The organism is Candidatus Sulfotelmatobacter sp., assembly GCA_036500765.1.
Classification (GTDB): Bacteria; Acidobacteriota; Terriglobia; order Terriglobales; family Acidobacteriaceae; genus Sulfotelmatobacter.
This window is the reverse complement of sequence record DASYBM010000001.1, coordinates 97326-120413: the sequence shown is the minus strand read 5'-3', so window position 1 is coordinate 120413 and position 23088 is coordinate 97326. Positions and strand designations below refer to the sequence as shown.

Genomic DNA, 23088 nt, shown 5'->3' with positions numbered 1-23088 from the left:
TAGATCGCTGAGAGGCCACACGGGGCGGGCCTGAAGACACGTTCTTTCAATGCGGGGGAATCGCTTCAGTCAGCGCTTTCCAGGTCCGCGTTTGGTTGCCGCGGACCGGGTGTCGTCGAGGACTTGTAGTAGATGCGCACGCATGGCGTTTCGCGACTTTTCGGGGTCACGGTGCTCGACCGCCTCCAGAATCTGCTTGTGATGGACTTGGCCGCGCTCGGCCCCGCCGGGAACGTCAAAAATGCGAAGTCGCTGCTCGCGCAGGAGCGCCACAATGGAATCGAGCAGAGAAAGAATGAGTGGGTTGGCTGCGCCCTCGGCCAGGGCCAGATGAAAATCCAGGTCCGCTTCGATGTAGGTCTCGGGGTCCCGCCCGGCACGATCCATGATGGCGACTGCTTCTCGCATCGTGGCCAATTCCGGTTCCTGGATGCGAAGGGCGGCGAGCATCGCAATTTCCGGCTCAAGGATCACGCGCACCTCGGCAAGATGAGTTGAGCCTTCGGGCTGGCCGATCTTCGCCACCAGATCGAGTGATTGGCGCACGGCCTGGTTGGTGCCGTCGGTAATGAACGTGCCGCGCCCCGAATAGGCTTCGACGAGTCCTTTTTCGCGCAACGCCTTGACTGCCTCGCGGACGGCGGTGCGGCTCACGCCGAAGCGCTGGGCCAATTCGCGCTCGGCCGGAAGCTGATCTCCGGCTTTGAGAGCGCCTTTGACAATGGACTCTTCAATTTGCTGAACGATTTGCTCGTAAAGTCGGGAAGTACGAACCAGCCGATACACAGCCCCGCCCCCCAGACACAAATAACGCCCAGCCGACCCAGGCTGCTGGCGATGGTCCAGCCATTATACCACATATTCAAAGGAAATAGGCGAACTACTGGGAAAGACCAATGGTCTTCTTGGCTTTAGGTCTGGTGGTATGACCACAATCCGCAGCGGAGCAAAGCCAGTGGTCTCCAAGCGTCAATCAAGTTAGTTCTAGGGACTTTTCCTGCAATAACTCTATGCGGGCGTTATGATGATTTCCGGCGCTAAGTCTACGTCCAATGCCTGAAAGAATTGCCCTTATTACCGGAGCCCATGGTGGCTTGGGGACTCATGTCACCAAGGCCTTCCTGAACGCCGATTTTGCCGTGACCGGGGTATCGCCCAACATCCGGCAATCCGACTTCGACCATCCCCGCTTCACCGCGCTCGCGGCTTCGCTGGATGGTCTCGAAGCGGCAAAAAAGGTCGCGGACGCCGTTATCGTCCGCTTCGGAAAAATCGACGTGCTGGCGCACCTGGTGGGCGGTTTTGCGGGAGGGCAGACTGTTGCCGATACCGACGACGGGACGTTTCAGCGCATGTTTGAAATGAATCTGAACAGCGCATTCCACATGTTGCGGGCGGTAATCCCTCATATGCGCAAGGCCGGAGGCGGCCGCATCATCGCCATCGGCAGCCGGGCTGCCGAGGCTCCTGGTGCGGGGGTTGGCGCTTACAGCGCGTCGAAGGCGGCGCTGGTGTCGCTAATACGCACCGTCGCTTTCGAAAATAAAGACGCCGGCATCACCGCCAACGTTATCCTTCCTGGCACGATGAATACTCCGGCCAATCGCAAAGACATGCCCGGCGCCGACACATCACAGTGGGTGCAACCGGCATCGGTCGCCAGCCTGATCCTGTGGCTCGCAGGAGACACTGGAAAAGACGTAACCGGGGCGGCCATCCCAGTGTATGGCCGAGGGCTATAACCGGAACCATGTATCCCTTTCGTAACCTCCCCGATTGCACAATTTTTGTTGCACGTTAACATTAGTGAAATATCTTCCATGTAACCTGTTCTCAGGGGTTCCTGGAGGCTGCCAATGGGGTTAGCTCGCATCGCGAAGTCTTTGCCGCTGCAAGTGGCTGCGATCTGTTATCGCAAGCGGGGCACGGCGATCGAGTTCCTCCTGGTTAATACCAACGGCGGCAATAAGTGGACATTCCCTAAAGGGTCGACGGAAGCGCGGCTGTCACACAGCCAGGCCGCGGAGCGCGAAGCCGCCGAAGAAGCTGGCGCTCTGGGCACGATCGAACCGCGGCACTTTCATCTTTACCTGCACTCCAAAGGCGTGTTCTGGCAAGCCGGCGGCGTACAGGAATTTGTGGTCAAGGCGTTTTTGATGGAGGTCCATCAGATGCGGCGGCCGGATGAAGGCAATCGAAAGCCCACCTGGTTCAGTGCACAAGAGGCCAAGCGCCGTCTCGCCAAAGGCCGCGAAGTGAAATATACCCACGAACTCGAAGCGGTGATTGACCGCGCCCTCGAACGCATCCAGTACCACAGCGAACTCTGGGGAGACTATCGCGGAGCGCGCAACGGCCGTCCCACCACACAACCCAAGGATCCGATCGCGAATGTAGTGTGGCCGTAGATCCTTTAATTTTCAGCGCGCGTATAATCAATGCATGGAAGCTGGTGAACTGCTCAAACACGCGCTGACTCTCTCCGACAAAGACCGCGCAGAATTAGCGTCCAGCCTAATAGACAGCCTTGACCCCACCGTTGATCCTGATTATGAACTGGCATGGCAGGAAGAGATCGCCCGACGCCTCGAAGAGGTCGAGAGTGGAAGGGCTAAGACCATTCCGTGGGACGAGGTTAGATGCAAGGGCAGAGTTCTCTTGAATGGCAGCTAGGCCAGTTCGCTTCCATCCAGCCGCCGATCGAGAGTATCTATCGTCACTTGCCTGGTATAGCGAACGAAGTCCCACAGCGGCATTGATTGAAAGTGAATTTCAGCGTGCGATCTCGGCTATCGCGGAAGCGCCGGGGCGTTGGCCATCCTATCTCGCCCGCTGCCGCCGATTTGTTCTTCATCCCCAAAGGAATAGTCACTTTTTTGGCTGTTATCTTTTTGGCATGCAAAAACAGAGACCGTTGCCGTCTGGATCGGTCACCGCAAACTCGCGCAGTCCCCACGTCTGATCCACTGGCGCGGTGTGAATTGGAGACTCAGGGCGTTGCGTCGTACACAGACCGCGGCTGCGAAAGGTCAAGTAACGCTCGTCGACGTCGTCCACAAACACACGATTGACAGAGCCGAAGGCACCATCTCCTGAATGACGGGAAAGCTGTAGTTCAGCCTCGTCACGAACTAGATCGATTACTCCGTTGGCCATCTCGCGGTCGCCCTGCCCAGGCCATTTGCGCTCGAAGTCGAGAACTTCGGTGTAGAAATGTAATGATCGTTGCAAATCGCTAGACCTGATCACAGGCACAATCTTCATGACATTCTCCCCGATAGCGGGCCGATAGAATACGCCCCTGCGATACGAGATTATCTCCGAAACGTCAGAAGGGCTGACGCAAAATCGCGATTACATCCAAGGCCATCTTGTTCTATCCCCTGTTACGATAATTCCAGTCGTAATTCAGGAATATGATTCAGCTCTCCGGCGCCGGGAAACGCTTCGGCCACAAACTGCTCTTCGAAAACGCGGACTGGCTCATCACGCCCCGCGACCGCATCGGCCTGGTCGGCGGCAACGGCACCGGCAAGTCGACGCTGATGAAAGTGCTCGCCGGGATGGACACATTCGACTACGGCGGCCTCGTCGTCGCGAAAGGCACATCCGCCGGATATCTTCCGCAGGATGGCCTCACGCTCTCCGGGCGCAGCGTTTTCGACGAGTGCATGTCGGTGTTTGACGATTTGCGGGCGATGGAGAAAGAACTCGAAAGTCTGACCCACAGCATGGCCGAACTCGACCACACCAGCGCCGAATATGATGCCGTGGCCGAGCGCTATCACCGAGTGGAACACGAGTTCCGCACCCGCGACGGCTATTCCATCGAATCCGAAGTCGGCCGAGTGTTGATGGGCCTCGGCTTCACCAAAGAAGACTGGCCGCGCCTGACCGACGAATTTTCCGGCGGCTGGCAGATGCGCCTCGCCCTGGCCAAGCTTCTGTTGCAGCAGCCAAAAATGCTGTTGCTCGACGAGCCGACGAACCATCTCGATCTCGAAGCGCGCAACTGGCTGGAAGAATATTTGCAGAATTATCCGCATGCTTTTGTGTTGATCTCGCATGACCGTTATTTTCTGGATGTCACGGTCGACAAGATTGCCGAAATCTGGAACAAGCGTTTCTGGTTCTATACGGGCAACTACGACAAGTTTCTGACCCAGAAGACGCAGCGCAACGAGCAACTGCTGGCTGCCTACAAGAACCAGCGCGACCGCATCGAGCAGTTGGAAATGTTCATCAACCGATTTCGCTACCAGGCGACTAAGGCGAAGCAGGTGCAGAGCAGAATTAAAGAACTGGAAAAGATCGAGCGCATCGAGATTCCGCCGGAAGAGAAGACAATCCATTTTTCGTTCCCGCAGCCGAAGCCAAGCGGACGCATCGTGGCCGAATTCGAGGACGTGGCCAAGATCTATCCGGGCAGGACTAATCCTAGTATGACGCGTGAGGGAAAAGTCGGCATCGATAAAGAAGTGTTCCGCAACGTCAGCTTCATGATCGAGCGCGGGGATCGGATCGCGCTGGTGGGAGTGAACGGCGCGGGCAAATCGACGCTGATCAAACTCCTCGCCGGAACCGAGCAGGTCACACAGGGTGATTATCGTCTCGGCCACAACGTGGACGCCGACTACTTCGCGCAGGATCAATATAAAGAACTCGATCCCGACGCCCGGATTCTCGACGATCTCGGCGATGCGTCGCCGGGTTCGGGCGAGACCGAATTGCGTAGCTTGCTCGGTTGTTTCCTGTTCTCCGACGAAGACGTGTTCAAGAAGATCGGGGTGCTCTCGGGCGGCGAGCGCGGGCGCTACGCGCTGCTCCGGCTGCTGTTGCATCCGGCGAACTTCTTGCTACTGGACGAACCTACAAACCACCTCGATCTGCGCGCCAAAGACGTCCTGCTCAACGCGCTGATGAAATATACCGGCACGGTCGTCTTCGTCTCGCACGACCGCTACTTCATCGATAAGCTGGCTACGCGCGTTTTCGAAGTCGGCGACGGCAGAGTCGAAGTCTTCCCCGGCAACTACGAAGATTATCTGTGGCGCAAGCAGGGCGGCCAGCACGTCGCGCCCACGCTGGATGATGTGCCGGGGGCGAAGAACGCGAAAAACGCGGCGGGTGGCAAAGCAGCAGCGGGTGCCCCAGTTCTCGCTTCAGTTGCGAGAAGTGGGACAGGTCTGGCCACGTCCGATCAGCCGACTAACGGAGATCGAGCCTCAGAAAACAAAAGACGCCTGAATCCCATCAAGCGCAAGCAAATGGAAGATCGCGTCCATGAATTGGAACAGGATATAAGCCGCGCGGAAGCCGCCATATCGAATCTGGAAACGGCGCTGCAGAATTTCGTCAGCGCCGAGGAAAGCCAGCGCCAGGCGCAGGAACTGGATCTGCACAAAACTAATCATGCCGCGTTGATGAAAGAGTGGGAGGAATATTCTGAGGAGTTATCGAGCTCCAGCAATGACAAAGCTTAGGGGTGGGCGAAGATTTGGTGGGGTTCAGTTCTCCAATGTTTTTTTTTGCGTTCCTCTGCGGTAAAAGGTCCTTCCGCCGCCACCCTCCGCAGGCGTACAACATCTTCCGTAATCTCTCACCTTCGCTTACGCCTGTGCGATATTCAGGTTGGCCAAGTGGCCAGCAACTGGCGGGGCCACAAATTTCAAGACCAACCGCATATGCAGGTGTCCGGAGCCGCAGAGCGGGCGCTGCGCGGGAATCCAAGGAAGGTCGCAATGCTTCAGTCGTCGGAGAACTCGTTCAACCCCAAGGCCGGCACGCCGGCGCCCAACCCCAACGCTTTCAACCCAGTCAAAACCGTTACCGCCCCGATCGATCAGGCTACTATTGGCCGCACGCTGGTCATCAAGGGTGAGATCAGCGGCTCCGAAGCTCTTTATATTGATGGCCGCATCGAAGGCAAAATTATTATGCCCGAGAGCCGCGTCACCATCGGCCGCAACGGCAAGGTCGATGCCAGCATCCAGGCCCGCGAAGTCGTGGTCATGGGCAAAGTTACCGGCAACATCGAGTGCAGCGATCGTGTAGACATTCGCAGTGAAGGTTCGGTCAGCGGAGACATTTCGACGGTCCGCATCAGTGTGGAAGATGGCGCCGCGTTAAAGGGTGGAATTCAGGTGCGCAGCGAAGGCAAGCAGAACCAGAATCAGTCAAAGCCGGTTGAGGCTCCCAAGGCTCTGGCTGCGACGGCCAGCGCGTAGTTGGCGCGTTGTCGCGACGACTATCGAGTAGGGAATAAAGGGCACGCTCGTGCGTGTCCTTTTTGTTTTGTCTCCGGGGCTAAAGCCCGCAGCATTTCGGATAGCTTACGCGGCCCTAAAGGGCCGCTCTTCCACGTCTCGCTGCCACGTCTTGCTGCCACTTTCCACGTCTTCCTGCCGTTACTTCTTCTCCGCGGGGCGCAGGTCAAGAGCGGCTGAATTCATGCAGTAGCGCAACCCGGTGGGCGCTGGACCATCTTCAAACACATGACCCAGATGCGCATCGCACTTGGCGCAGCGAACTTCGGTGCGCACCATGCCGTATTTCGTGTCGCGATGCTCGACCACGCCGCCGCCCTCGGCGGGCTTGGTGAAACTCGGCCAACCTGTCCCGGAATTGAACTTGGTCTGCGAATCAAACAGTGGTGATCCGCAGCACACGCAGTGATACATCCCCGGCTCTTTCGTGTTCCAGTACTTGCCGGTGAATGCACACTCCGTGCCGGCTTCGCGCGTGACATGATACTGCTCGTCGGTGAGCTGCTTCTTCCACTCGGCTTCGGTCTTTGCAACTTTTTCAGCAATCTTTTCAGCCATGAATCAACCTCGTTTCAATGATTATTTTAACGATCATTAGATGTTTTAGGTCTCCAAATGTGACAAGGATCCGCAATCACTTCTCCACGTCGCCGCCGATCTTGCGATATTTTCCCCGAGAGAACAGCAGCGGGCCGCCCTCGCGCACCACGACATCCTCGACCTCCGCGATAAAAATCGTATGGTCGCCCGCCACTTCCGCCGAGTGCAGCCTGCACTCGAGATAGGCCAGCGATCCGTCGAGCATGGGAGTTCCATGAACAGTCCGCTCGAAACGCGCGGCAGCCTCAGCCTCGGCGTTCTCGTGAGTACGATCGATGCGGGCGTAATATTCCGAAATTGCCCGCTGATCTTCGCAGAGAATGTTGACTCCGAAGCGTTTCTTGGCGTGCAGATGCGCGTGAGTGCGGGTGCTATGATCCACGCAAACCAGCACCAGCGGCGGATCGAGCGACACCGATGCGAAGGCGTTGGCCGTCATGCCGTGGACCTCACCTTCGAGATCGACCGTGATGATGGTCACGCCAGTGGCGAAGCACCCCATCGCCCGTCGGAATTCGGATGGATTCAGGCCCATTGATGTCGCCGCCGGTCTCGCAACCGCCTACATTACCATGCCCTACCGTTGTATGATTCGATTCAGCTGTGACTCCGACCGCCATCACGTCCGGAGAGGTGCTATCCACTCTCCAGCGCAGCGAGCCCATCTCGCGCGAAGCCGCGCTGCGCCTGATCCGCTGCGCCGACGACGATCTTCCTGCGCTCCTCGCGGCCGCCTGCGCCGCAAGAGATCGTTTCAAGCCCGGCGTTATTACCTACTCGCGCAAGGTCTTCCTGCCGTTGACTAATCTCTGCCGCGACTATTGCGGATACTGCACCTTTCGCCGCGATCCCGGCGATCCCGGCGCGCACACGATGACTCCCGATGAAGTGCTCTCAGTCGCCCGCGCCGGCGAAAAACTGGGATGCACCGAGGCTCTCTTTAGTCTAGGCGACAAGCCCGAACTGCTCTTCCTGGAGATGCGCGAAACGCTGCGCCGTCTCGGCTACAAGTCCACCTTGCACTATCTCGAAGCCATGTGCGAACTGGTGCTGCGCGAGACCAGCCTGCTGCCGCATCCCAATCCCGGTCTGCTCAGCGCTGAATGGATCGGGCGGTTGGCTGCTGTTTCCCCCAGCATGGGCCTCATGCTCGAAACTACGAATGCCGCTTTGCTCGCTCCAGGCGCCGCTCACGATAACGCTCCGGACAAAGTTCCGGCCAAGCGTGTGCGCACGATTGAGGAAGCGGGTAAGCAGAACGTCCCGTTCACGACCGGATTGCTGATTGGCATTGGCGAATCGCTCGAAGATCGCGTGGACACGCTGCTCGCCATCCGCGATTTGCATGAGCGCTACGGCCACATCCAGGAAGTAATCGTACAGAATTTTCGCGTTAAGCCAGCAATTCCTATGGCCAACTGGCCCGAGCCCACGCGCGGCGAAATGCTGCGCGCCGTGGCGGTAGCTCGCTTGTTACTACCCAACATGAATATTCAGGCTCCCCCCAATCTCTCTGCGCCTTACTATGACTATGAAGATCTGATCGACGCCGGCATCAACGATTGGGGAGGAATTTCGCCTCTGACTCCTGACTTCATCAATCCGGAAAAGCCCTGGCCGCACCTGGAACAGTTGCGCCTGCGCACCGAGGCCAAGCGATTGGCCTTGCGGCAACGGCTGCCCGTGTACCCGGAATTTATTTCTTCCGTATCGCCTCGGGAAGGCAGATTGTCTGAAAAATTACTCGCCGCCGCCGACCGCGATGGTCTCGCGAAAGCAGTAAAGAGGGCGGCATGATTTGCGTTCTGAGCGGAGGCACGGGCGGGGCGAAGTTCGTCGACGGCCTCCGCCAGGTGATGCCTGCCGAAGAGATCACGCTTATCGTCAATACCGGTGACGATTTGCTGTGGTGGGGACTCTACGTATCGCCCGACATCGACTCGATTACCTATGTACTCTCCGGCATGCTCAGCCGCGAGCGCGGATGGGGCGTGAAGGGCGATACTTTTCTCTGCCTGCAAGCCATGGGACAACTCGGCGAGCCGACCTGGTTCCACACCGGCGATCGCGATCTCGCCATGCACCTGCTGCGCTCGCGCCTGCTGGCGGAAGGCAAGACGCTTTCTGACGCCACGACGGTAATTTCTGAAAAACTTGGCGTCAAAGCGCGCGTTCTGCCCATGAGCGATTCGCGAGTTGAGACACGAGTCGACACGCCGGCAGGCGAGTTGAGTTTTGAAGAATATTTTGTGCAGCGCTGGTATCAGGATCCGGTGAATTCCGTGCGCTTTGCTGGAGCGTCTGATGCAGAGCCCGCGCCCGGCGTGATCGAGGCCATAACATCCGCCGACGCCGTTTTGATCGCGCCCAGTAATCCCATCACCAGCATCGGTCCGATTCTCGCTGTACCGGGCATTCGCGAGGCCCTGGTAAGCGCGACCGGAAAAATCGCCGCGGTCAGCCCGATCGTGGGCAATGCTCCGGTCGCGGGTCCAGCGGGAATTTTGATGGCTGCGCAGGGACTGCCCTGCTCGATCGCCGGCGTTGCTCAGGCCTATGAAGATTTCCTGGACGTTCTGATCTGCGACACGCGCGACGCGCGCGCTGCGGAACCGTTGCGCAAGAACGGCCTGCGTGTGCAGTGTACGCAAACCATCATGCGCAGCGCCGAAGATAAAGCGGGGCTGGTCCGCGCGGCGCTGGCATGTGTTGCCACCGCTCCGAGGCATGAGGTTCGGCTGCACGGCGCCGCCTTGCGACGTTTGGATCCCCAGCCGTGATTCTCGTTCCGGTGAAGAGTCTGTCGGCTGCGAAGCAGCGTCTGGCAACCGCCCTCGATCAACCCGCCCGCACCGCGCTTGCGCAAGCCATGCTCCTTGACGTGCTTACCACGTTGCACGGCTGCAAGCATCGCCCGCCGGTCGCCATCGTATCCAGCGATCCTTATGCCGCTGAACTCGCCAGCGAATATGAATTTGAAATTATCCCCGACCAGCTCAATCCGGGAGAGACCGGCGCAATAGAAATGGCCACACAGATCTGCGTGGAGCGCGGCGTCGAGAGCACGCTGGTGATTCCCGCCGATATTCCTCTGATGCAAGCATGGGAGCTCCACGAAATTCTGAAACAGTCGCCGACCGAAGGCAGTGTGCTGGTCCCCGCCGCGGACGGACGCGGCACTAACGCCGCCTTCCGGCGGCCGGCGAATCTGTTTCCGCTACGCTTCGGCAACGACAGTTTCAAACCCCATCATGCCGCCGCGCAGTCGACCGGTAGACTTTGCGTGGTGCTGAAGCTGCCGGGTATTGCCGTTGATGTCGACAGTCCGGCAGACCTGCAACAATTGATCTCCCTTCCGGGCGAAACTCATTCTCAGCAACTGGCCCGCCAGTTCGCGTGTGGAGGCGCGGACGCCTCCTCCGCCCCCGCCGCGAAGCGGAGGTAAGTCGCTGATTTGTGGCCCTGCCCAAGAGCAGTCTGGCTTCGCTCGACCGGATAGTCGGGGGCGGCTGTCCCCACATAGGCATTGCTGAAGAACCGGATAATATTGCCTTATGAGCAGATCCGGTGCTGCCGCGAAGCAGATCAGGCTAAAGGAACGAAAGAAGTCCGTTCCCGCCTCATCTGACGAAATCCACCTGATTCCCATCCCTGTAGCCGACGAAATTCGTCCTGGCGATTGCCTCGCCGATAAGCTCCTCGAGCCTCTCCGCGGAAGCCTCCGCCTCAAAGCCGGCGACATCCTTATCGTGAAACACAAAATCGTTTCCAAGGCAGAGGGCCGAATCATCGAGCTATCGACGATTCAACCTTCGGCCGAGTCGATCGCCTGGGCGAAGCAATATGCTCTCGACGCGCGTCTCGTCGAGCTCGCACTGAGCGAGAGCCGCGCCGTGATTCGCCGCAGAAACGGCGTGCTCATCACCGAAACTCGCCACGGTTTTCTTTGTGCTAACAGCGGCGTCGATGTCTCCAATGTCGATGGAGGCACGCACGCGCTGCTGCTTCCCGAAAATCCTGACCGTTCCGCCGCCAATCTCCGCCGCGCGGTAAGGAAGCGCACGGGATTGGCAATCGCGGTCATCATCACGGACAGTTTCGGACGCCCGTGGCGCGAAGGCCTCACCGAATTCGCCATCGGAATCGCTGGTATGAAACCCCTGCGCGACGACCGCGGCCGCCGCGATCCGCATGGCTACAAGCTGAAAGCCAGTGTCGAAGCCGTGGCCGACGAATTAGCGTGCGCCGCCGGACTCGTCTGCGGCAAACTCAATCGCAGGCCGGCCTGCATTGTGCGGGGATTCCGGTATGAGCCGGGCCCCGGCAGCGTTCGCGGAATGCTCCGACCGGCAGCCGGCGATTTATTCCGGTAGACTGTTGCCGTACGAGGTCATTGACATTATGCCCCGCGAACTCGCACTTTCGGAACTGGAAAGTTTCCCCTCTCTTGACTGGTCTGACATCGCCTCGCGCCTGACCAACAACGCGCGCGCCGCACTGGAGAAAATTCTCGAAACACAGAATGGAGGCGATTTATCGCTCGAAGAGTCTTACGCGCTGGCCAACGCGGAAGGCGACGACTTGCTCGGCCTTCTGGTCGCGGCGAATATGCTTCGCGCCGAAATCGTCGGCAACATTGTGACCTACGTCGTGAACCGCAACGTCAATTTTACGAATATCTGTTTCGTGGGATGCAAGTTTTGTGCCTTCAGCCGAGGTCCGCGCGAAGCCGACGCTTATTTCCTCACGCTCGATCAAATGGCGCAGAAAGCGATCGAGGCCTGGCAACTCGGCGCCACTGAAGTGTGCATTCAGGGCGGCCTTCCGCACGACCTGCCCAAGTTTCACTACCGCGATATTCTGCGTGCAATTAAAAACGCGGTCCCGCGCATGCACATTCATGCTTTTTCGCCGATGGAGATTGTCTACGGTATTGAATTGACCGGCATGCCGCTGGCGGATTATCTCTCGATGCTGCGCGATAATGGCCTCGGCACGCTGCCCGGAACGGCTGCGGAAATTCTCGACGACGAGATTCGACATATTCTTTCTGCCAATAAGCTTTCAACCGCGCAATGGGTTGAGGTGATCCGCACCGCGCACCGCTGCGGCATTCGCACCACCTCGACGCTCATGTATGGGCACGCGGAAACTCCCGCCCACTGGGTCCGCCAGATGCGCCTGCTCCGCGAGATTCAATCCGAGACCGGGGGCTTCACCGAATTCGTCCCGCTCGGCTTCATTCATCAGAACACGCTGCTCTTTCATCAGGGACTTGCCCGTACCGGGCCTACGCTCGCCGAGCATCTTAAAGTGCATGCGCTGGCCCGCTTACTGCTCGCGGGCTCGATTAACAATATTCAAGTATCGTGGGTAAAGCTGAACCGCCGCCTGTCGCAACTCTGTCTGCATGCCGGGGCCAACGACTACGGCGGCACCTTGATGGAAGAAAATATTTCCCGCGAAGCCGGAGCCACTGCCGGCCAGTACACCAGCCCTGAGGATTTTCAGTCGCTGATTCTTGAAATGGGCCGCATTCCCGCCGAGCGCAACACGACTTATACCCGCATCCAGATCAAGCTGCCCATGAATGAAAATGAGATCACTGCCGAGGAATCGTGCGAGGCGGAGTTCGCATGAGCGCCAATCCCGCAGGTGTCCGCCCTATCGCAGTGATCGGTGGAACCGGTCCGGCGGGCATGGGACTCGCTCTGCGCTGGGCCCGCGCCGGAGAAACGATCATCATTGGTTCCCGCAACGAAGAACGCGCAGAGCAGGTTGCTGCATCCATTCAACAAAAAGTTGGAGTTGACGCTCACGTTTCCGGCATGGAGAACAGCGCAGCGTGTGCCGCCGCGGACATTCTGATGCTGACCGTGCCTTTCGAAAGCCAGGCCACGCTGCTCAAGCAGCTCAAACCGTCCATAACGGAGGGCAGCATCCTGATCGACGCGACTGTGCCCTTGGCGGCCGGCGTCGGCGGGCGCGCCTCGCGCACTCTCGGAGTCTGGCAAGGATGCGCCGCGCAACAAGCCGCCGAACTCGTGCCCAAAGAAGTGAGCGTCGTGGCCGCCTTCCACAATGTTTCCGCCGAAGTCCTGAACGGCGACGCCCCACTCGATTGCGACGTGATCGTATGCAGCGACGATCCTGACGCCGCGCAGCTCACGCGCGAACTGGCGGCAAAGATTCCTGGCGTCCGCGCCCTTGACGGGGGCAAACTTGAAAACGCCCGCATCGTGGAGCAGATCACCGCGTTACTGATCGGTATGAATATCCGCCACAAAGGCCACGCCGGAATTCGCATCACCGGCCTGCCGAGCTCGGCTTATCGATAGTGGCTGCGAAAAGCACGAACTACCAAGGGCACCCGTCTTGAGCCAGAACAAAAACCTCGACGCCGCCTGGATGTACCACAGCGGCACGAAGCACTCCTACCAGAGCATTCGGATGCATCCGCATTTTCTCGACTGGGAGAATAAGCCGCTTTTGTTCAAGATTTATCCCACGCTCGAAGTGACGCGCCTGCCCCGCGATTTCCGCGATACCGGCGTCCCCGCGCTTACGGCCATCGCAACTCGGAACGTTCCCGCGCAACCGGAAGCTATCCCCGCCGTCGAAACCCTGGCGCAACTTTTGTTCTTTTCCGCCGGAGTCATTCGCAGCAAGAAACATCCGCAAGGCGAGACCTTCTTCCGCGCCGCAGCCTGCACCGGTGCGCTCTACGAGATCGAACTTTATATTGTTTGTACCGATCTGCCGGGCGGCAAGGATTCTCCGGGTCTTGCCGCCGGCGTCTATCACTTCGGCGCCGCCGAATTCGGGTTGCGCCAATTACGCTCTGGTGATTTCCGTCAGGCGCTGGTTGAAGCCACCGGAGGTGACTCATCCGTTGCTCACGCTCCGGTCACGATCGTCTGCACAGGCACTTACTGGCGCAATGCCTGGAAATATCACTCCCGCACGTATCGCCATTTCGGTTGGGATAACGGCACCCTCCTCGCCAACCTTCTTGCGATGTCTGCGGCCATGACGCTTCCGGCAAAAATCGTCGCGGGCTTCGTCGACTCGCAAGTGAATGCCTTGCTCAGCCTCGATACCAAGCGCGAAGTCGCGTTCTCGCTGGTGCCTATCGGCTACACAGATCACGCGCCGACCGCCGCGCCAGTAATCGCGCCACTTGACCTGCCCATCGTTGCCTATTCGCCGGAAGAGGTCGACTATCCGGCGATGCGCAAGATGCACGAAGCCTCGTCGTTCGACTCCGCCGACGAAGTGGCAGCCTGGCGCGAAAACACGCCCGCGCACGAACTTCCCGCGCCCAAAGGAGTCACCACTCCTCTTCAACCACTCGACGATGCCGCCATTCCGCGCGATACCATCGAACAAGTTATCTCGCGCCGTGGATCCACTCGTCAGTTCGCCCGCGATCCCATGACTTTTCCGCAACTCTCCACCACGCTCGACCGCGCCACGCGCGGCATCCCCGCCGACTTCCTCGATCCTGCTGGAAGTCACCTCAGCGATCTTCATTTGAATGATCTCTACTTGATCGTTAACAGCGTGGTCGGGCTGGCTTCCGGAGCCTACGTCTATCACTGGGAGAAAAGAATTCTGGAGTTGCTGAAGCCCGGCGACTTCCGCGACAAGGCCGGATACCTCGGCCTGGAACAACAACTCCCTGCCGACGCGGCCGTTGACGTGTTCTTCCTCGCCGATTTGAAAAAGATTCTCGGCCGCTACGGCAACCGCGGATATCGCGCTGTACAGCTGGAGGCCGGCATCCTGGGCGGTAAGCTCTATCTCGGCGCATACGCGCAACATCTCGGCGCCACCGGCCTGACTTTCTATGACGACGACGTAGTCAGCTTCTTCTCTCCCCACGCCCGCGGGAAGAGCGCAATCTTCCTGGTGGCGCTCGGACGCAGCGCGTTGCGAAAGTAAGCCTGCTACTTCTTACGACGATGCGGAAAATGTTTAGCCTCTATTTAGCTACCCCCGCCGTCATCTCTTCCGATGGCTCGCCGCCGGCCATCTGCTGCGCAATGATCAACTGCCGCGCCTCCACGCGAATTTTCGGCAATTGCACGCTGAACCACCACGCTCCCAGAACCGAGGCGAGTCCGCCGATCGCGACCGTGAGCGGCGCACCCAGTCGGTCTGACAGCGCGCCGCCAAGCAACGCCCCGATCGGCGCCATGCCCATAAACATCATGGAATACACCGCCATCATTCGTCCGCGCAGCGCGTCGGGTACCATCACTTGAATCAATGTGTTCGACGAAGCCATTTGCAGCATGATGAAATATCCCACCGGCAACAGCAGCACAACCGATAACCAGAATGATGTCGAAAATGAAAACAACATCAGGCTGATGCCGAACCCGGCGCAGCATACGCTGATCCAGGTTCCCAAACCCTTCACGCCGGTCCGCACGGCAAGAGTCAATGCGCCCAGCAGCGCACCCACTCCGGCCGCCCCCATCAGTATGCCCAGTCGCACCGCGCCCAGGTCATGCGACCCTATAAGTGACGCCAATCCCTGACCCCCGCCGTGCAGAATCTTGTCGGCAAAAATCGGCATTAACACGGAATACGGCATTCCCGCGACACTCACCAGCCCCAACAAAATCACCAGCGCGCGAATCGGCGCAGTCCGGTTCACGAATTGAAATCCTTCTTTGATGTGCTCCCAGGGCGGCGCCTTGGACGAGATTCGCGACGGAGCGTGAACGTTCATCATCAACAATCCCGCGATCACGGCGATATAACTCACCGCGTTCGCGAAAAAGCACCAGCCTTCGCCCAATCTCGCTACCAAAATTCCAGCCACTGCCGGCCCTACCACGCGCGCCCCATTGAACATGGAAGAATTCAGAGCGATGGCGTTCATCAAATCGTCCTTGCCCACCATGTCCACCAGGAAGGATTGCCGTCCGGGAATGTCGAAGGCGTTCACCACGCCCAACAGTGCCGCCAGCACGAAAACTTCCGGGACCGTTATTCTGTGCGTTAGCGTGAGCGCCGCCAGCACAAACGCCAGCAGCATCGATGAGACCTGCGTAGCGATCACCACGTGCTTGCGGTTGATGCGGTCGGCCACAATGCCGCCGATCGGCGCAAAGAGAAATACCGGAATCTGGCTGGCGAAACCCACCGCCCCCAGCTCCAATCCTGAGCCGGTCAGCCGGTAGACGAGCCACGACTGGGCCACGGTCTGCATCCAGGTGCCGATCAGGGAAATTAATTGTCCGCTGAAAAAAAGCTGGAAGTTGCGATGCCGAAGGGCGCGTCCAGCTACTTGCCAGCGCGGCGTGCGAGTGTCAACTGCCGTTCCGGCCCTCTCCGATGCATTCTCTGGAATTGGAATGTTCGATTCCGCCACGTTTTCCTTCTTTTAGTATGACTCGCTTTTAGTACGACAAGCTTGGGAATGACCATTTTCGGATTATGACGCGCCCGCCCAAGCACCACTATATCGTGATCGGGACCACCCCCGGACACGCCCAAAAACAGCTTTGCTCGGACTTTTCCACAGCACCTCGGCCCTGGCGGCGGTATCCGCCTTTAGGCCATCCCGCCAAGTCCTAGCCCATGAACGGCTTGGAAAAAGTTCCCAACCAGACCAATTTGGAACTTCTCTTATTGCTCGCGGTGAGCTAAAGTAACGCCTGCACTTTCGGCGATTCGGCAAAGGAGAGTCAGGAAAGGAAGTCACGAAACGAAGTGACGAACTATGACCGCCCCTCCAGTTGGGATTGAACGCCGTGCCGGACAGCGGTTCCCGTATCTGCTTCCGCTTTCGCTTCGCCAGTCCGCCACTTCCATGGAAGGCGTCGGTTTCACGCAGGACCTCAGTTCTCGCGGAGTGTTCTTCTTTACCAATGCCGCGCTTACCGAAGGCTCGGAAATCGAGCTCACGCTGCGCATGCCCTCCGAAATCACGCTCGGCGAAAGTATGCCCGTACGCTGCCGCGGCCATATTCTGCGGATCGTCCGGCCTGCATCGTCGTCCGATGCTGCACACGATTCAACTCAAAGCCCGAAAATCGGAGTCGCCGTCCGTTTCGAGGGATATGAATATCTGCCCGAATCCGAAACCGGCGTCACTTTCCCACGCGTTTCGGCACTGCATCCTCAGGACGACCGTCGCCCTCGCCCTCATGACGCCCGCCCGGTTGCTCATTCCTCCCGCCCTGACCTGGGTTAACGGCTTCCTGCATCCGGTGATTCTTGTTCCGTAAAAACCGGCGGATTCCGGCTTCGGGTCTGAAAACCTTTTTCCCGCTCAACCGCTTTTCAAATTTTCCCATCCTGTCATACAATGTTTCGCAACAGTGACCAGCTACCTCGGTTTCGCTACATTTTGTTTTCCCCCCAAAGATGTGCATCAAGCGGCCGCGATGTTGAAGCATGCGCTGGTAGCGCGTGCCAGGGCGCTGCCTGTTACCTAGGTCACTTGGCGAGGAGCGGGTTCTCTTTTTAACATGCAGACACCGAGAGAAATCAGCGAGAACCGCGCTATGCATGGCATCTCCGTCGCCCTTTTGGGCGAGGACCACGACCGCTTATCCACGTTGCAAAATCGTTTGCAAGCGACGCGCCTCGGCCAGGCGGTGTTCAGCCATGTCGGGTTTCCAGCCGGGCCTACCGACGCCATTCTCCGCCAGATTCAGGATTCGCGAGCCGAAGTTGTCATCATTGACATATCGGCGCACGACGCACAGCGCGCCATCCGCAGCATCGAACTGATTCGCGCAACCACTCAGAAAATCGGCATCTTCGCCAATGGCGAGATGACTCAGCCGGCTACGATCGTCGCCAGCATGCGCGCTGGCGCCGGCGAATATCTGGATCACTCCGCCGGCTCCGAGCCCTTGCTCGAAGCTCTCACCCGTTTCAGTTCCTCGCGGACACGCAGTCTCGGGGGCGAAGGCAAGGCCCGGGTATTTACTTTTTTGAGCGCCAAAGGCGGCTCCGGCTGTACCACCGCCGCCGTCAATACCGCCGTCGCGCTCCAGCAATCGCACGGCGATGTGGTCCTCGTCGACTTTGCTCCCATCGGCCACGCTGCGCTGCATTTGAATCTACGCCCACAATTCGGAGTGCTCGACGCATTGCAAAACCTGCATCGACTCGATGTCTCTTTGCTCGACGGTCTCATGAGCCCCACGAAAGAAGGTTTGCATCTTCTGGCCGGGCCGCAGCAGCCTTATCCCACCGAACCGACGCCTGGCGAACTGGCGCGCCTCTTCGATCTTCTGGTCAATCATTACCGCTTCGTGATCGTCGATGCCTCCAGCCGCCTCGACCCTACCACCCGCCTGCTCTCCGATCTGTCGAATGCCGTGCTGGTCGTCGCGCAAACCGATGTAGTTTCGCTGTGGAGCGCGGGACGCATGCACTCGTTCCTCGAAGAAGGCACTGGCCGCGATCGTCTGCGCCTGGTTTTGAATCGCTACAAGAAGATTCCAGGATTCACTGAAGAGGACGTCGAGCAGGTCACCAACTGCAAGGTGTTGTGGAAAGTCCCTAATGCTTTTCAGGCGGTCTCGCCCTCTATCGATCATGGCACGCCGATCGTGTTGCAGGATGGCCCTGAAATCAGCCGCTCGTACCGCGCGCTGGCCGCGGCCCTGGCCGAAGCGTCCTCCAACTCCGACGGCAACCCCGATCTGGTCTACTCCGCCGAAGGCGTCCGCAAGAAAGCACCCGGCCGCCTGAGCCTCTCGCCTATTCGCGCCGGACAGTAGTCTCAGAAGAATGAAGACGACGACAGTCTTTCTCGGGGGCGGTCGGATTACGAGCGCTCTGATCGCGGGATTACGCCTCGGCGGAGACGACCGGCTGATCCTCGTCTTTGATCGAAATCCTGAAAAGTTGCGTGCACTGCGGCGCGCAGGGCAGGTGGAAACCAGTCACAAGTTGACGTCCGAATTGTTTCGCGACACGGAGATGTTGATCGTGGCGGTGCGTCCGCGATCCGTAGAGCATCTGCTCGATTCGATCGAGAAGAAGATCGAGGCCAGCGGATTGCCAGTCCCGAGACTATGTGTCAGCCTGGCAGCCGGCGTTCCGCTCCATAAATTACGCGGACGACTGGGACCAAAAGCACGCTGGGCGCGAGCCATGCCCAGCCCAGTGTGTCGCGTAGGCCGCGGGTTGACGGCGCTGAGCTTCGATCGCAGCGTTTCGCAGAGAGATCGCAAAAAGGTGCGCGATTTCTTTGCGCGCGTGGGTGCCATTCTCGAAATTCCTGAAAAGCAATTGGACGTCTTCACCGCGACGTTTTCGTCCAGCCACGGCTACCATGCATTGTCGACCTTGGCTGAGGCCGCGCACGCTGCCGGCCTGGATGCTGTGACTGCGCAGATTGCCGCGGCCCACGCCTTGTGCGATGGCATTGCGTATTGGAGGGAAAGCGGAGAGTCGCTTTCCGACTTGCTGCAAGAAGCGGCCACTCCCGGCGGGACTGCCGCAGCGACCGTAGCCGCGATGGATTCATCGGGATACGCAAGGGCTATAAGGAATGGAATTCGAGCGGGCATGCAGCAGGCGCGGCGCAACGCTAGGCGCTGAGAACGACGGAAGGCGGGAGGCCTGCCGTTTAATTACCTTCGTCACCATTGATCTGCAAGCGGGTCTGTCACAATTAAGCGCGCCAGTTGCCGCTTATTAAGCGGCTCACCACCTGCAATGAACGTGCTTACACCCAATACGACTCGACGCAGCACCCGCCTGCGCGTGGAAATTCCAACCTGTATAACCAGCCTCGACCGGCGGCGACCCTTTACCGAGAACTGCGTAATTCTGGTCGTAAGTGCGCAAGGCTGCGGCTTTCGAAGTTCACGCGCCCTTCAGGTCGAGACGCCCGTTCTGCTGAGCGATCTGCCTGGCGGAAGAAGCGTAACGGCGCGCGTGGCGAACTGTCTGCCGCTCGGAAGTGATGGAAAATATTTCCTGATTGGCGCTTCTCTGTACACTCACGGAAATGTCTGGGGAATTGCCGATGCTCCGGAAGATTGGAGCGTCGCCGCGCAGAACGATCCCGTGCCGCAGCCCGCACACACCATGCCAGTAAGCGCTCCGAAGCTGATGGTGAACAAGAAATCATGGCCGTACAATCTTTTTGCTGATGGCGCCGAAGTGCACCCTGGCCGCAAGTGAGAAAGTGCTCGACCGCAATTCCAACAGCGCAAACCACACCCAAAACAGCTCGGTCTTGTTCTTTCGTAACTTCGCTAAACTTCCCAACCGCTGCCATACTCTCGCTAAGAACCTTGTCGTGAGAATCATGTCCTAAGAATCATGTCCTAAGAATCATGTCTGAAGAGCTCCATTCAACGACGCCCGCAGTGTCGGACCCCAAGGTGCCGGATCCCGGAATGTCTGACCCCATCGTGCCCGAGCAACTTGCGTTCGACCAACTTCTGTTCGGGCAAATAGCGTCCGAACCGGTCGTTTTCGGCGCGATGCCGCCGGATCACGCTGTGCCCGAGCTGCTGATTTCGGAGGCTGCGTCGCAGCCGCTCGTTTCTGACCAAGGCGACTCCCACAAGGCCGTGTCAGAGCCGGTCGCGTCCGAACCAGTCGTTCCCGAGCAAGCTGCTCCCGAGCAATTTCCGCCTAACGAAGTCGTCTCTGAGCCGGTTAAGTCGGGTAAGGAAAACAAGGCGGCTGCGCGTCCCTTTCGCGTGAAGCTGCGCGGGTCGGTGCTGGCGCTGGTTCGCTTGCCCAACCGGCGTTCGGTACGAGCGGCGATCCATCAACTCTCTACCTCGGGCGGCGTCGTTCATCTGGAAAAACCGCTGGATGAGAAACTGGAAGTCGAACTGATTTTTCACATCCGCAAAGCGACGATTCGCGGCAAAGCGCAAATGCTGTTCCCCATGTGGGCGACGCAAGGCTGGATGCAGCCTTTCCGCTTCGTAAACCTTGCCGCGGACAGCCGCGAAAAGCTGGACGAGAAACTAAAGTCCTTTCTGGGCGAAACCGTAAACGCCGCCGCCGCGGGAGTTTGAAAACCCATTTCCCACGGCTCCAGTTTTCATGGAAAATTCATGGGCTATGCCAACCGCCGCTGCGGGTTTGACCATCTATTCCTGGTCTCATTCTCACGGAGGTGTACCAATGTTGAAGAGACTCCTTGTCTCCGCCTGCATGATGGCCCTTGCTGCAGGGATTTCCGGGCCCAAGGCATCCGCGCAGAATTCACCTTACACATGTGCCAACGTCAGCATTTTTTCCATTCCCCAGGCAGGCAAGAACCCGCCTTCGGTGGCTGGCCTGAACGATCAGGACACGATTACCGGATGGTTCGTAAGTTACAAGAATCCCCAGGATATCGGCTTCGTGCGCTATGCCAATGGAGATCTGCATAGCTACTCGGTTCCGAACTCGCAGAACATCACCATGTTCGGCGGCATCAATGACCAGGACCAGGTGGTAGGGACTTACTCCAGCAATGGCTTTCTCAAGTCCGGCAATACTCTGACGACGATCGATTATCCCGGGGTGCCCTACACCAGCGCCCTGGGTATCAACAACACGGGCGAGATTGTCGGTTCCTATAGCACCGGTCAAATGGCCGGCGGTTTTCTCTACGCGAATAACAGCTACTCTTCACTCGTTGTATCGGGGGCAATCAGTACTATTCCCACCGGCGTAAACGAGACGGGAACCATTGTCGGCCGTTTTTTCACCAGCAACTTCGACAGCCAGGGATTTGTTTACGAAGCAGGACAATTCACGACGGTCAACTATCCCGGCGCGCTGAATACGAATCTGGGCGGGATCAACAATTCCGGACTCATTGCCGGAAGCTGGAGTGACGCTGCGGGCAACGGCGGAGGCTTTATCTACGCCAACGGCGAGTTCCGGCAGGTACTGGTCCAGGGCCTACAGAACCCAAGCGTCGCTACCATCAACAACAAAGGAGATATCGCCGGTTCTTTCATAAGCTCGAGCGGTCTTCCGACGATCTTCTTAGGCACGGGTTGCAATTAGAAATGCATCTGTCGCTTCGTTCAGGACAGTTCTGCCCAGGAAACTCGCATTCTCGCCAAGCTAGTGCTACTGCCCTGACTATCAGGCAAAGCCTGGTTACCCTCGTTACATTGGGTACCCGGCCGGTGGGGATTATGATCGGCTCATAGGCCCCTATTCATGAAACGACTAAGTTTTCTGGTTTCACTCACCAACAACGACAACGATTATCAACAGGAGCAGGCTTCCGCGGCGGAGAAGACCGGGCGTCGCCTTGGTGTCGACGTGAAGGTCATTCACGCCAACAACGACGCGCTCGCCCAGAGCCAGCAGTTGTTGCATTACGTTCAGGATTCTTCGGTGGCGCGTCCCGATGCCATCATGTTCGAACCCGCGGGTGGAACCGCATTCCCGCAAGTCGCGCGGGCGGCGGCGGCAGCGGGAATCGGCTGGGTCGTGCTCAATCATGATGTCGCCTACATCGCCGAGTTGCGCCGCAGTTTCAAAGTTCCCGTATTTGCCATCAGCTCGGATCATACAGAAGTAGGCAAGATTCAAGGGCAGCAATTCGCGGCGCTGCTGCCGAATGGCGGATCCATTCTCTACATCGAGGGTCCGGCAAACAGTTCCGCGGCGAAAGAACGGACGGCCGGAATGCTGATGACGAAGCCAGCCAACATTCAAGTAAAAACCATGCGGGCCAATTGGACGGAAGAGAGCGCGTACCGCACCGTGAATTCGTGGCTGCGACTGAGCACTTCGCAGGGAAGCCGTATCGATTTGGTGGGGGCGCAGGACGATAGCATGGCCATAGGCGCGCGAAAAGCGTTCAGCGAGATCGCCGAGAGCGACCGTGCGCGCTGGATGAAGATTCCGATCACCGGTTGCGATGGCATGCCGAAGACCGGCCAGGCTTGGGTGCGTAATGGCACGCTGGCAGCCACGATATTTATTCGCCAGAATACCGACCTCGCGATTGAAATGCTGGTCGAGGCATTCAAGGGCGTGGCCATGCCGGAGCGCAAGGTGACGGATCCGGAATCGGTGCCTTCGCTACAGGAGTTGGCGGCCGCTGGCAAGTCCCGGCGCGCGGCCGGGGCATGAAAGTTCGAGAGTGTGTGCCGTTTCAAGGCGTCCCCGAGGGGACGCCGTTTGTTTTTGGTGGATTCCCGGCTCGCCAGGACGCCTTCGGGAGTCGTTTTTCCCTACAGATCGCCAAGATAGGGTATAAATATCT

At 58.6% G+C, this 23088-nt stretch carries 24 protein-coding genes; 19 read left to right on the top strand and 5 right to left on the bottom strand.

From position 1 onward, the window contains the following. Positions 1-69 precede the first annotated feature (69 nt). The gene (locus VGM18_00530) at positions 70-786 is read right to left on the bottom strand and encodes a FadR/GntR family transcriptional regulator (protein ID HEY3971453.1); all 717 of its coding nucleotides are present in this window, start codon (positions 784-786) and stop codon (positions 70-72) included. 266 nt (positions 787-1052) lie between these two features. Between VGM18_00530 and VGM18_00525 the strand changes: the two genes are divergently transcribed. From VGM18_00525 to VGM18_00515, 3 genes are all read left to right on the top strand, one after another. Further along, on the top strand, positions 1053-1742 hold the full coding sequence (locus VGM18_00525) for an SDR family NAD(P)-dependent oxidoreductase (protein ID HEY3971452.1): 690 nt from the start codon (positions 1053-1055) through the stop codon (positions 1740-1742). A 114-nt stretch (positions 1743-1856) separates the two neighbouring features. Continuing rightward, positions 1857-2408, top strand: a complete 552-nt coding sequence (locus VGM18_00520; protein ID HEY3971451.1) for an NUDIX domain-containing protein — start codon at positions 1857-1859, stop codon at positions 2406-2408. A gap of 34 nt (positions 2409-2442) precedes the next feature. After that, on the top strand, positions 2443-2673 hold the full coding sequence (locus tag VGM18_00515; GenBank protein ID HEY3971450.1) for an addiction module protein: 231 nt from the start codon (positions 2443-2445) through the stop codon (positions 2671-2673). A gap of 210 nt (positions 2674-2883) precedes the next feature. Here the strand turns inward: VGM18_00515 and VGM18_00510 are convergent, their stop codons facing one another. Then, positions 2884-3264 carry a VOC family protein gene (locus tag VGM18_00510; GenBank protein ID HEY3971449.1) on the bottom strand — a complete coding sequence of 127 codons (381 nt, stop codon included), beginning with the start codon at positions 3262-3264 and terminating at the stop codon, positions 2884-2886. Positions 3265-3416: 152 nt separating this feature from the next. Here VGM18_00510 and VGM18_00505 point away from each other — a divergent pair, with 152 nt between their 5' ends. Together VGM18_00505 and VGM18_00500 are read left to right on the top strand one after the other, a co-directional pair. Further along, complete coding sequence (locus VGM18_00505; protein HEY3971448.1) at positions 3417-5483, top strand: ABC-F family ATP-binding cassette domain-containing protein; 2067 nt, start codon at positions 3417-3419, stop codon at positions 5481-5483. 258 nt (positions 5484-5741) lie between these two features. Next, complete coding sequence (locus tag VGM18_00500) at positions 5742-6227, top strand: polymer-forming cytoskeletal protein (protein HEY3971447.1); 486 nt, start codon at positions 5742-5744, stop codon at positions 6225-6227. Between the two features lie 180 nt (positions 6228-6407). Here the strand turns inward: VGM18_00500 and msrB are convergent, their stop codons facing one another. Together msrB and VGM18_00490 are read right to left on the bottom strand one after the other, a co-directional pair. Then, complete coding sequence (gene msrB, locus VGM18_00495) at positions 6408-6824, bottom strand: peptide-methionine (R)-S-oxide reductase MsrB (protein HEY3971446.1); 417 nt, start codon at positions 6822-6824, stop codon at positions 6408-6410. Positions 6825-6900: 76 nt separating this feature from the next. Continuing rightward, complete coding sequence (locus tag VGM18_00490; protein ID HEY3971445.1) at positions 6901-7401, bottom strand: flavin reductase family protein; 501 nt, start codon at positions 7399-7401, stop codon at positions 6901-6903. A 98-nt stretch (positions 7402-7499) separates the two neighbouring features. Here VGM18_00490 and cofG point away from each other — a divergent pair, with 98 nt between their 5' ends. The 7 genes from cofG (at position 7500) to VGM18_00455 (ending at position 14810) form a co-directional block, all read left to right on the top strand. Then, positions 7500-8663, top strand: a complete 1164-nt coding sequence (gene cofG, locus VGM18_00485; GenBank protein HEY3971444.1) for a 7,8-didemethyl-8-hydroxy-5-deazariboflavin synthase CofG — start codon at positions 7500-7502, stop codon at positions 8661-8663. Beyond that, positions 8660-9646 (top strand): 2-phospho-L-lactate transferase, encoded by a 987-nt coding sequence (gene cofD, locus VGM18_00480; GenBank protein HEY3971443.1) that lies wholly within the window; start codon positions 8660-8662, stop codon positions 9644-9646. The genes cofG and cofD overlap by 4 nt, the downstream gene beginning before the upstream one ends. Further along, positions 9643-10311 carry a 2-phospho-L-lactate guanylyltransferase gene (gene cofC / locus VGM18_00475; protein HEY3971442.1) on the top strand — a complete coding sequence of 223 codons (669 nt, stop codon included), beginning with the start codon at positions 9643-9645 and terminating at the stop codon, positions 10309-10311. Before cofD ends, cofC begins: the two co-directional genes overlap by 4 nt. A gap of 109 nt (positions 10312-10420) precedes the next feature. After that, complete coding sequence (gene cofE, locus VGM18_00470; GenBank protein HEY3971441.1) at positions 10421-11239, top strand: coenzyme F420-0:L-glutamate ligase; 819 nt, start codon at positions 10421-10423, stop codon at positions 11237-11239. After that, a complete protein-coding gene (cofH, locus tag VGM18_00465) occupies positions 11175-12506 on the top strand; it encodes a 5-amino-6-(D-ribitylamino)uracil--L-tyrosine 4-hydroxyphenyl transferase CofH (protein ID HEY3971440.1) in 1332 nt (443 codons plus the stop codon). The genes cofE and cofH overlap by 65 nt, the downstream gene beginning before the upstream one ends. Then, entirely contained in the window at positions 12503-13204 is a 702-nt protein-coding gene (gene npdG, locus VGM18_00460) for an NADPH-dependent F420 reductase (GenBank protein ID HEY3971439.1), read from the top strand. Before cofH ends, npdG begins: the two co-directional genes overlap by 4 nt. Positions 13205-13241: 37 nt before the next feature. After that, the gene (locus tag VGM18_00455) at positions 13242-14810 is read left to right on the top strand and encodes a SagB/ThcOx family dehydrogenase (protein HEY3971438.1); all 1569 of its coding nucleotides are present in this window, start codon (positions 13242-13244) and stop codon (positions 14808-14810) included. Positions 14811-14850: 40 nt separating this feature from the next. Here the strand turns inward: VGM18_00455 and VGM18_00450 are convergent, their stop codons facing one another. Beyond that, positions 14851-16251 (bottom strand): MFS transporter, encoded by a 1401-nt coding sequence (locus VGM18_00450; GenBank protein ID HEY3971437.1) that lies wholly within the window; start codon positions 16249-16251, stop codon positions 14851-14853. Positions 16252-16602: 351 nt separating this feature from the next. Between VGM18_00450 and VGM18_00445 the strand changes: the two genes are divergently transcribed. The 7 genes from VGM18_00445 to VGM18_00415 all read left to right on the top strand — a co-directional run bounded on the left by VGM18_00445 (position 16603) and on the right by VGM18_00415 (position 22955). Beyond that, the gene (locus tag VGM18_00445; GenBank protein ID HEY3971436.1) at positions 16603-17076 is read left to right on the top strand and encodes a PilZ domain-containing protein; all 474 of its coding nucleotides are present in this window, start codon (positions 16603-16605) and stop codon (positions 17074-17076) included. A 277-nt stretch (positions 17077-17353) separates the two neighbouring features. Continuing rightward, entirely contained in the window at positions 17354-18619 is a 1266-nt protein-coding gene (locus VGM18_00440; GenBank protein ID HEY3971435.1) for an AAA family ATPase, read from the top strand. 10 nt (positions 18620-18629) lie between these two features. Further along, the gene (locus VGM18_00435) at positions 18630-19445 is read left to right on the top strand and encodes a pyrroline-5-carboxylate reductase dimerization domain-containing protein (protein ID HEY3971434.1); all 816 of its coding nucleotides are present in this window, start codon (positions 18630-18632) and stop codon (positions 19443-19445) included. A gap of 117 nt (positions 19446-19562) precedes the next feature. Then, positions 19563-20033 carry a hypothetical protein gene (locus VGM18_00430; GenBank protein HEY3971433.1) on the top strand — a complete coding sequence of 157 codons (471 nt, stop codon included), beginning with the start codon at positions 19563-19565 and terminating at the stop codon, positions 20031-20033. Positions 20034-20251: 218 nt separating this feature from the next. Continuing rightward, on the top strand, positions 20252-20887 hold the full coding sequence (locus VGM18_00425; protein ID HEY3971432.1) for a hypothetical protein: 636 nt from the start codon (positions 20252-20254) through the stop codon (positions 20885-20887). Between the two features lie 109 nt (positions 20888-20996). Further along, positions 20997-21872 carry a hypothetical protein gene (locus VGM18_00420; GenBank protein HEY3971431.1) on the top strand — a complete coding sequence of 292 codons (876 nt, stop codon included), beginning with the start codon at positions 20997-20999 and terminating at the stop codon, positions 21870-21872. 159 nt (positions 21873-22031) lie between these two features. Continuing rightward, complete coding sequence (locus VGM18_00415; protein HEY3971430.1) at positions 22032-22955, top strand: sugar ABC transporter substrate-binding protein; 924 nt, start codon at positions 22032-22034, stop codon at positions 22953-22955. The last annotated feature ends 133 nt before the right edge of the window (positions 22956-23088 follow it).

What these genes read in the sequence shown, in the direction of transcription:
- VGM18_00525 (HEY3971452.1), top strand. Translation starts at nt 1,053, where the DNA reads ATGCCTGAAAGAATTGCCCTTATTACCGGAGCCCATGGTGGCTTGGGG.
- VGM18_00520 (HEY3971451.1), top strand. Translation starts at nt 1,857, where the DNA reads ATGGGGTTAGCTCGCATCGCGAAGTCTTTGCCGCTGCAAGTGGCTGCG.
- VGM18_00515 (HEY3971450.1), top strand. Translation starts at nt 2,443, where the DNA reads ATGGAAGCTGGTGAACTGCTCAAACACGCGCTGACTCTCTCCGACAAA.
- VGM18_00510 (HEY3971449.1), bottom strand. Translation starts at nt 3,264, where the DNA reads ATGAAGATTGTGCCTGTGATCAGGTCTAGCGATTTGCAACGATCATTA.
- VGM18_00505 (HEY3971448.1), top strand. Translation starts at nt 3,417, where the DNA reads ATGATTCAGCTCTCCGGCGCCGGGAAACGCTTCGGCCACAAACTGCTC.
- VGM18_00500 (HEY3971447.1), top strand. Translation starts at nt 5,742, where the DNA reads ATGCTTCAGTCGTCGGAGAACTCGTTCAACCCCAAGGCCGGCACGCCG.
- msrB (HEY3971446.1), bottom strand. Translation starts at nt 6,824, where the DNA reads ATGGCTGAAAAGATTGCTGAAAAAGTTGCAAAGACCGAAGCCGAGTGG.
- VGM18_00490 (HEY3971445.1), bottom strand. Translation starts at nt 7,401, where the DNA reads ATGGGCCTGAATCCATCCGAATTCCGACGGGCGATGGGGTGCTTCGCC.
- cofD (HEY3971443.1), top strand. Translation starts at nt 8,660, where the DNA reads ATGATTTGCGTTCTGAGCGGAGGCACGGGCGGGGCGAAGTTCGTCGAC.
- cofE (HEY3971441.1), top strand. Translation starts at nt 10,421, where the DNA reads ATGAGCAGATCCGGTGCTGCCGCGAAGCAGATCAGGCTAAAGGAACGA.
- cofH (HEY3971440.1), top strand. Translation starts at nt 11,175, where the DNA reads ATGAGCCGGGCCCCGGCAGCGTTCGCGGAATGCTCCGACCGGCAGCCG.
- npdG (HEY3971439.1), top strand. Translation starts at nt 12,503, where the DNA reads ATGAGCGCCAATCCCGCAGGTGTCCGCCCTATCGCAGTGATCGGTGGA.
- VGM18_00445 (HEY3971436.1), top strand. Translation starts at nt 16,603, where the DNA reads ATGACCGCCCCTCCAGTTGGGATTGAACGCCGTGCCGGACAGCGGTTC.
- VGM18_00440 (HEY3971435.1), top strand. Translation starts at nt 17,354, where the DNA reads ATGCAGACACCGAGAGAAATCAGCGAGAACCGCGCTATGCATGGCATC.
- VGM18_00435 (HEY3971434.1), top strand. Translation starts at nt 18,630, where the DNA reads ATGAAGACGACGACAGTCTTTCTCGGGGGCGGTCGGATTACGAGCGCT.
- VGM18_00430 (HEY3971433.1), top strand. Translation starts at nt 19,563, where the DNA reads ATGAACGTGCTTACACCCAATACGACTCGACGCAGCACCCGCCTGCGC.
- VGM18_00425 (HEY3971432.1), top strand. Translation starts at nt 20,252, where the DNA reads ATGTCTGACCCCATCGTGCCCGAGCAACTTGCGTTCGACCAACTTCTG.
- VGM18_00420 (HEY3971431.1), top strand. Translation starts at nt 20,997, where the DNA reads ATGTTGAAGAGACTCCTTGTCTCCGCCTGCATGATGGCCCTTGCTGCA.
- VGM18_00415 (HEY3971430.1), top strand. Translation starts at nt 22,032, where the DNA reads ATGAAACGACTAAGTTTTCTGGTTTCACTCACCAACAACGACAACGAT.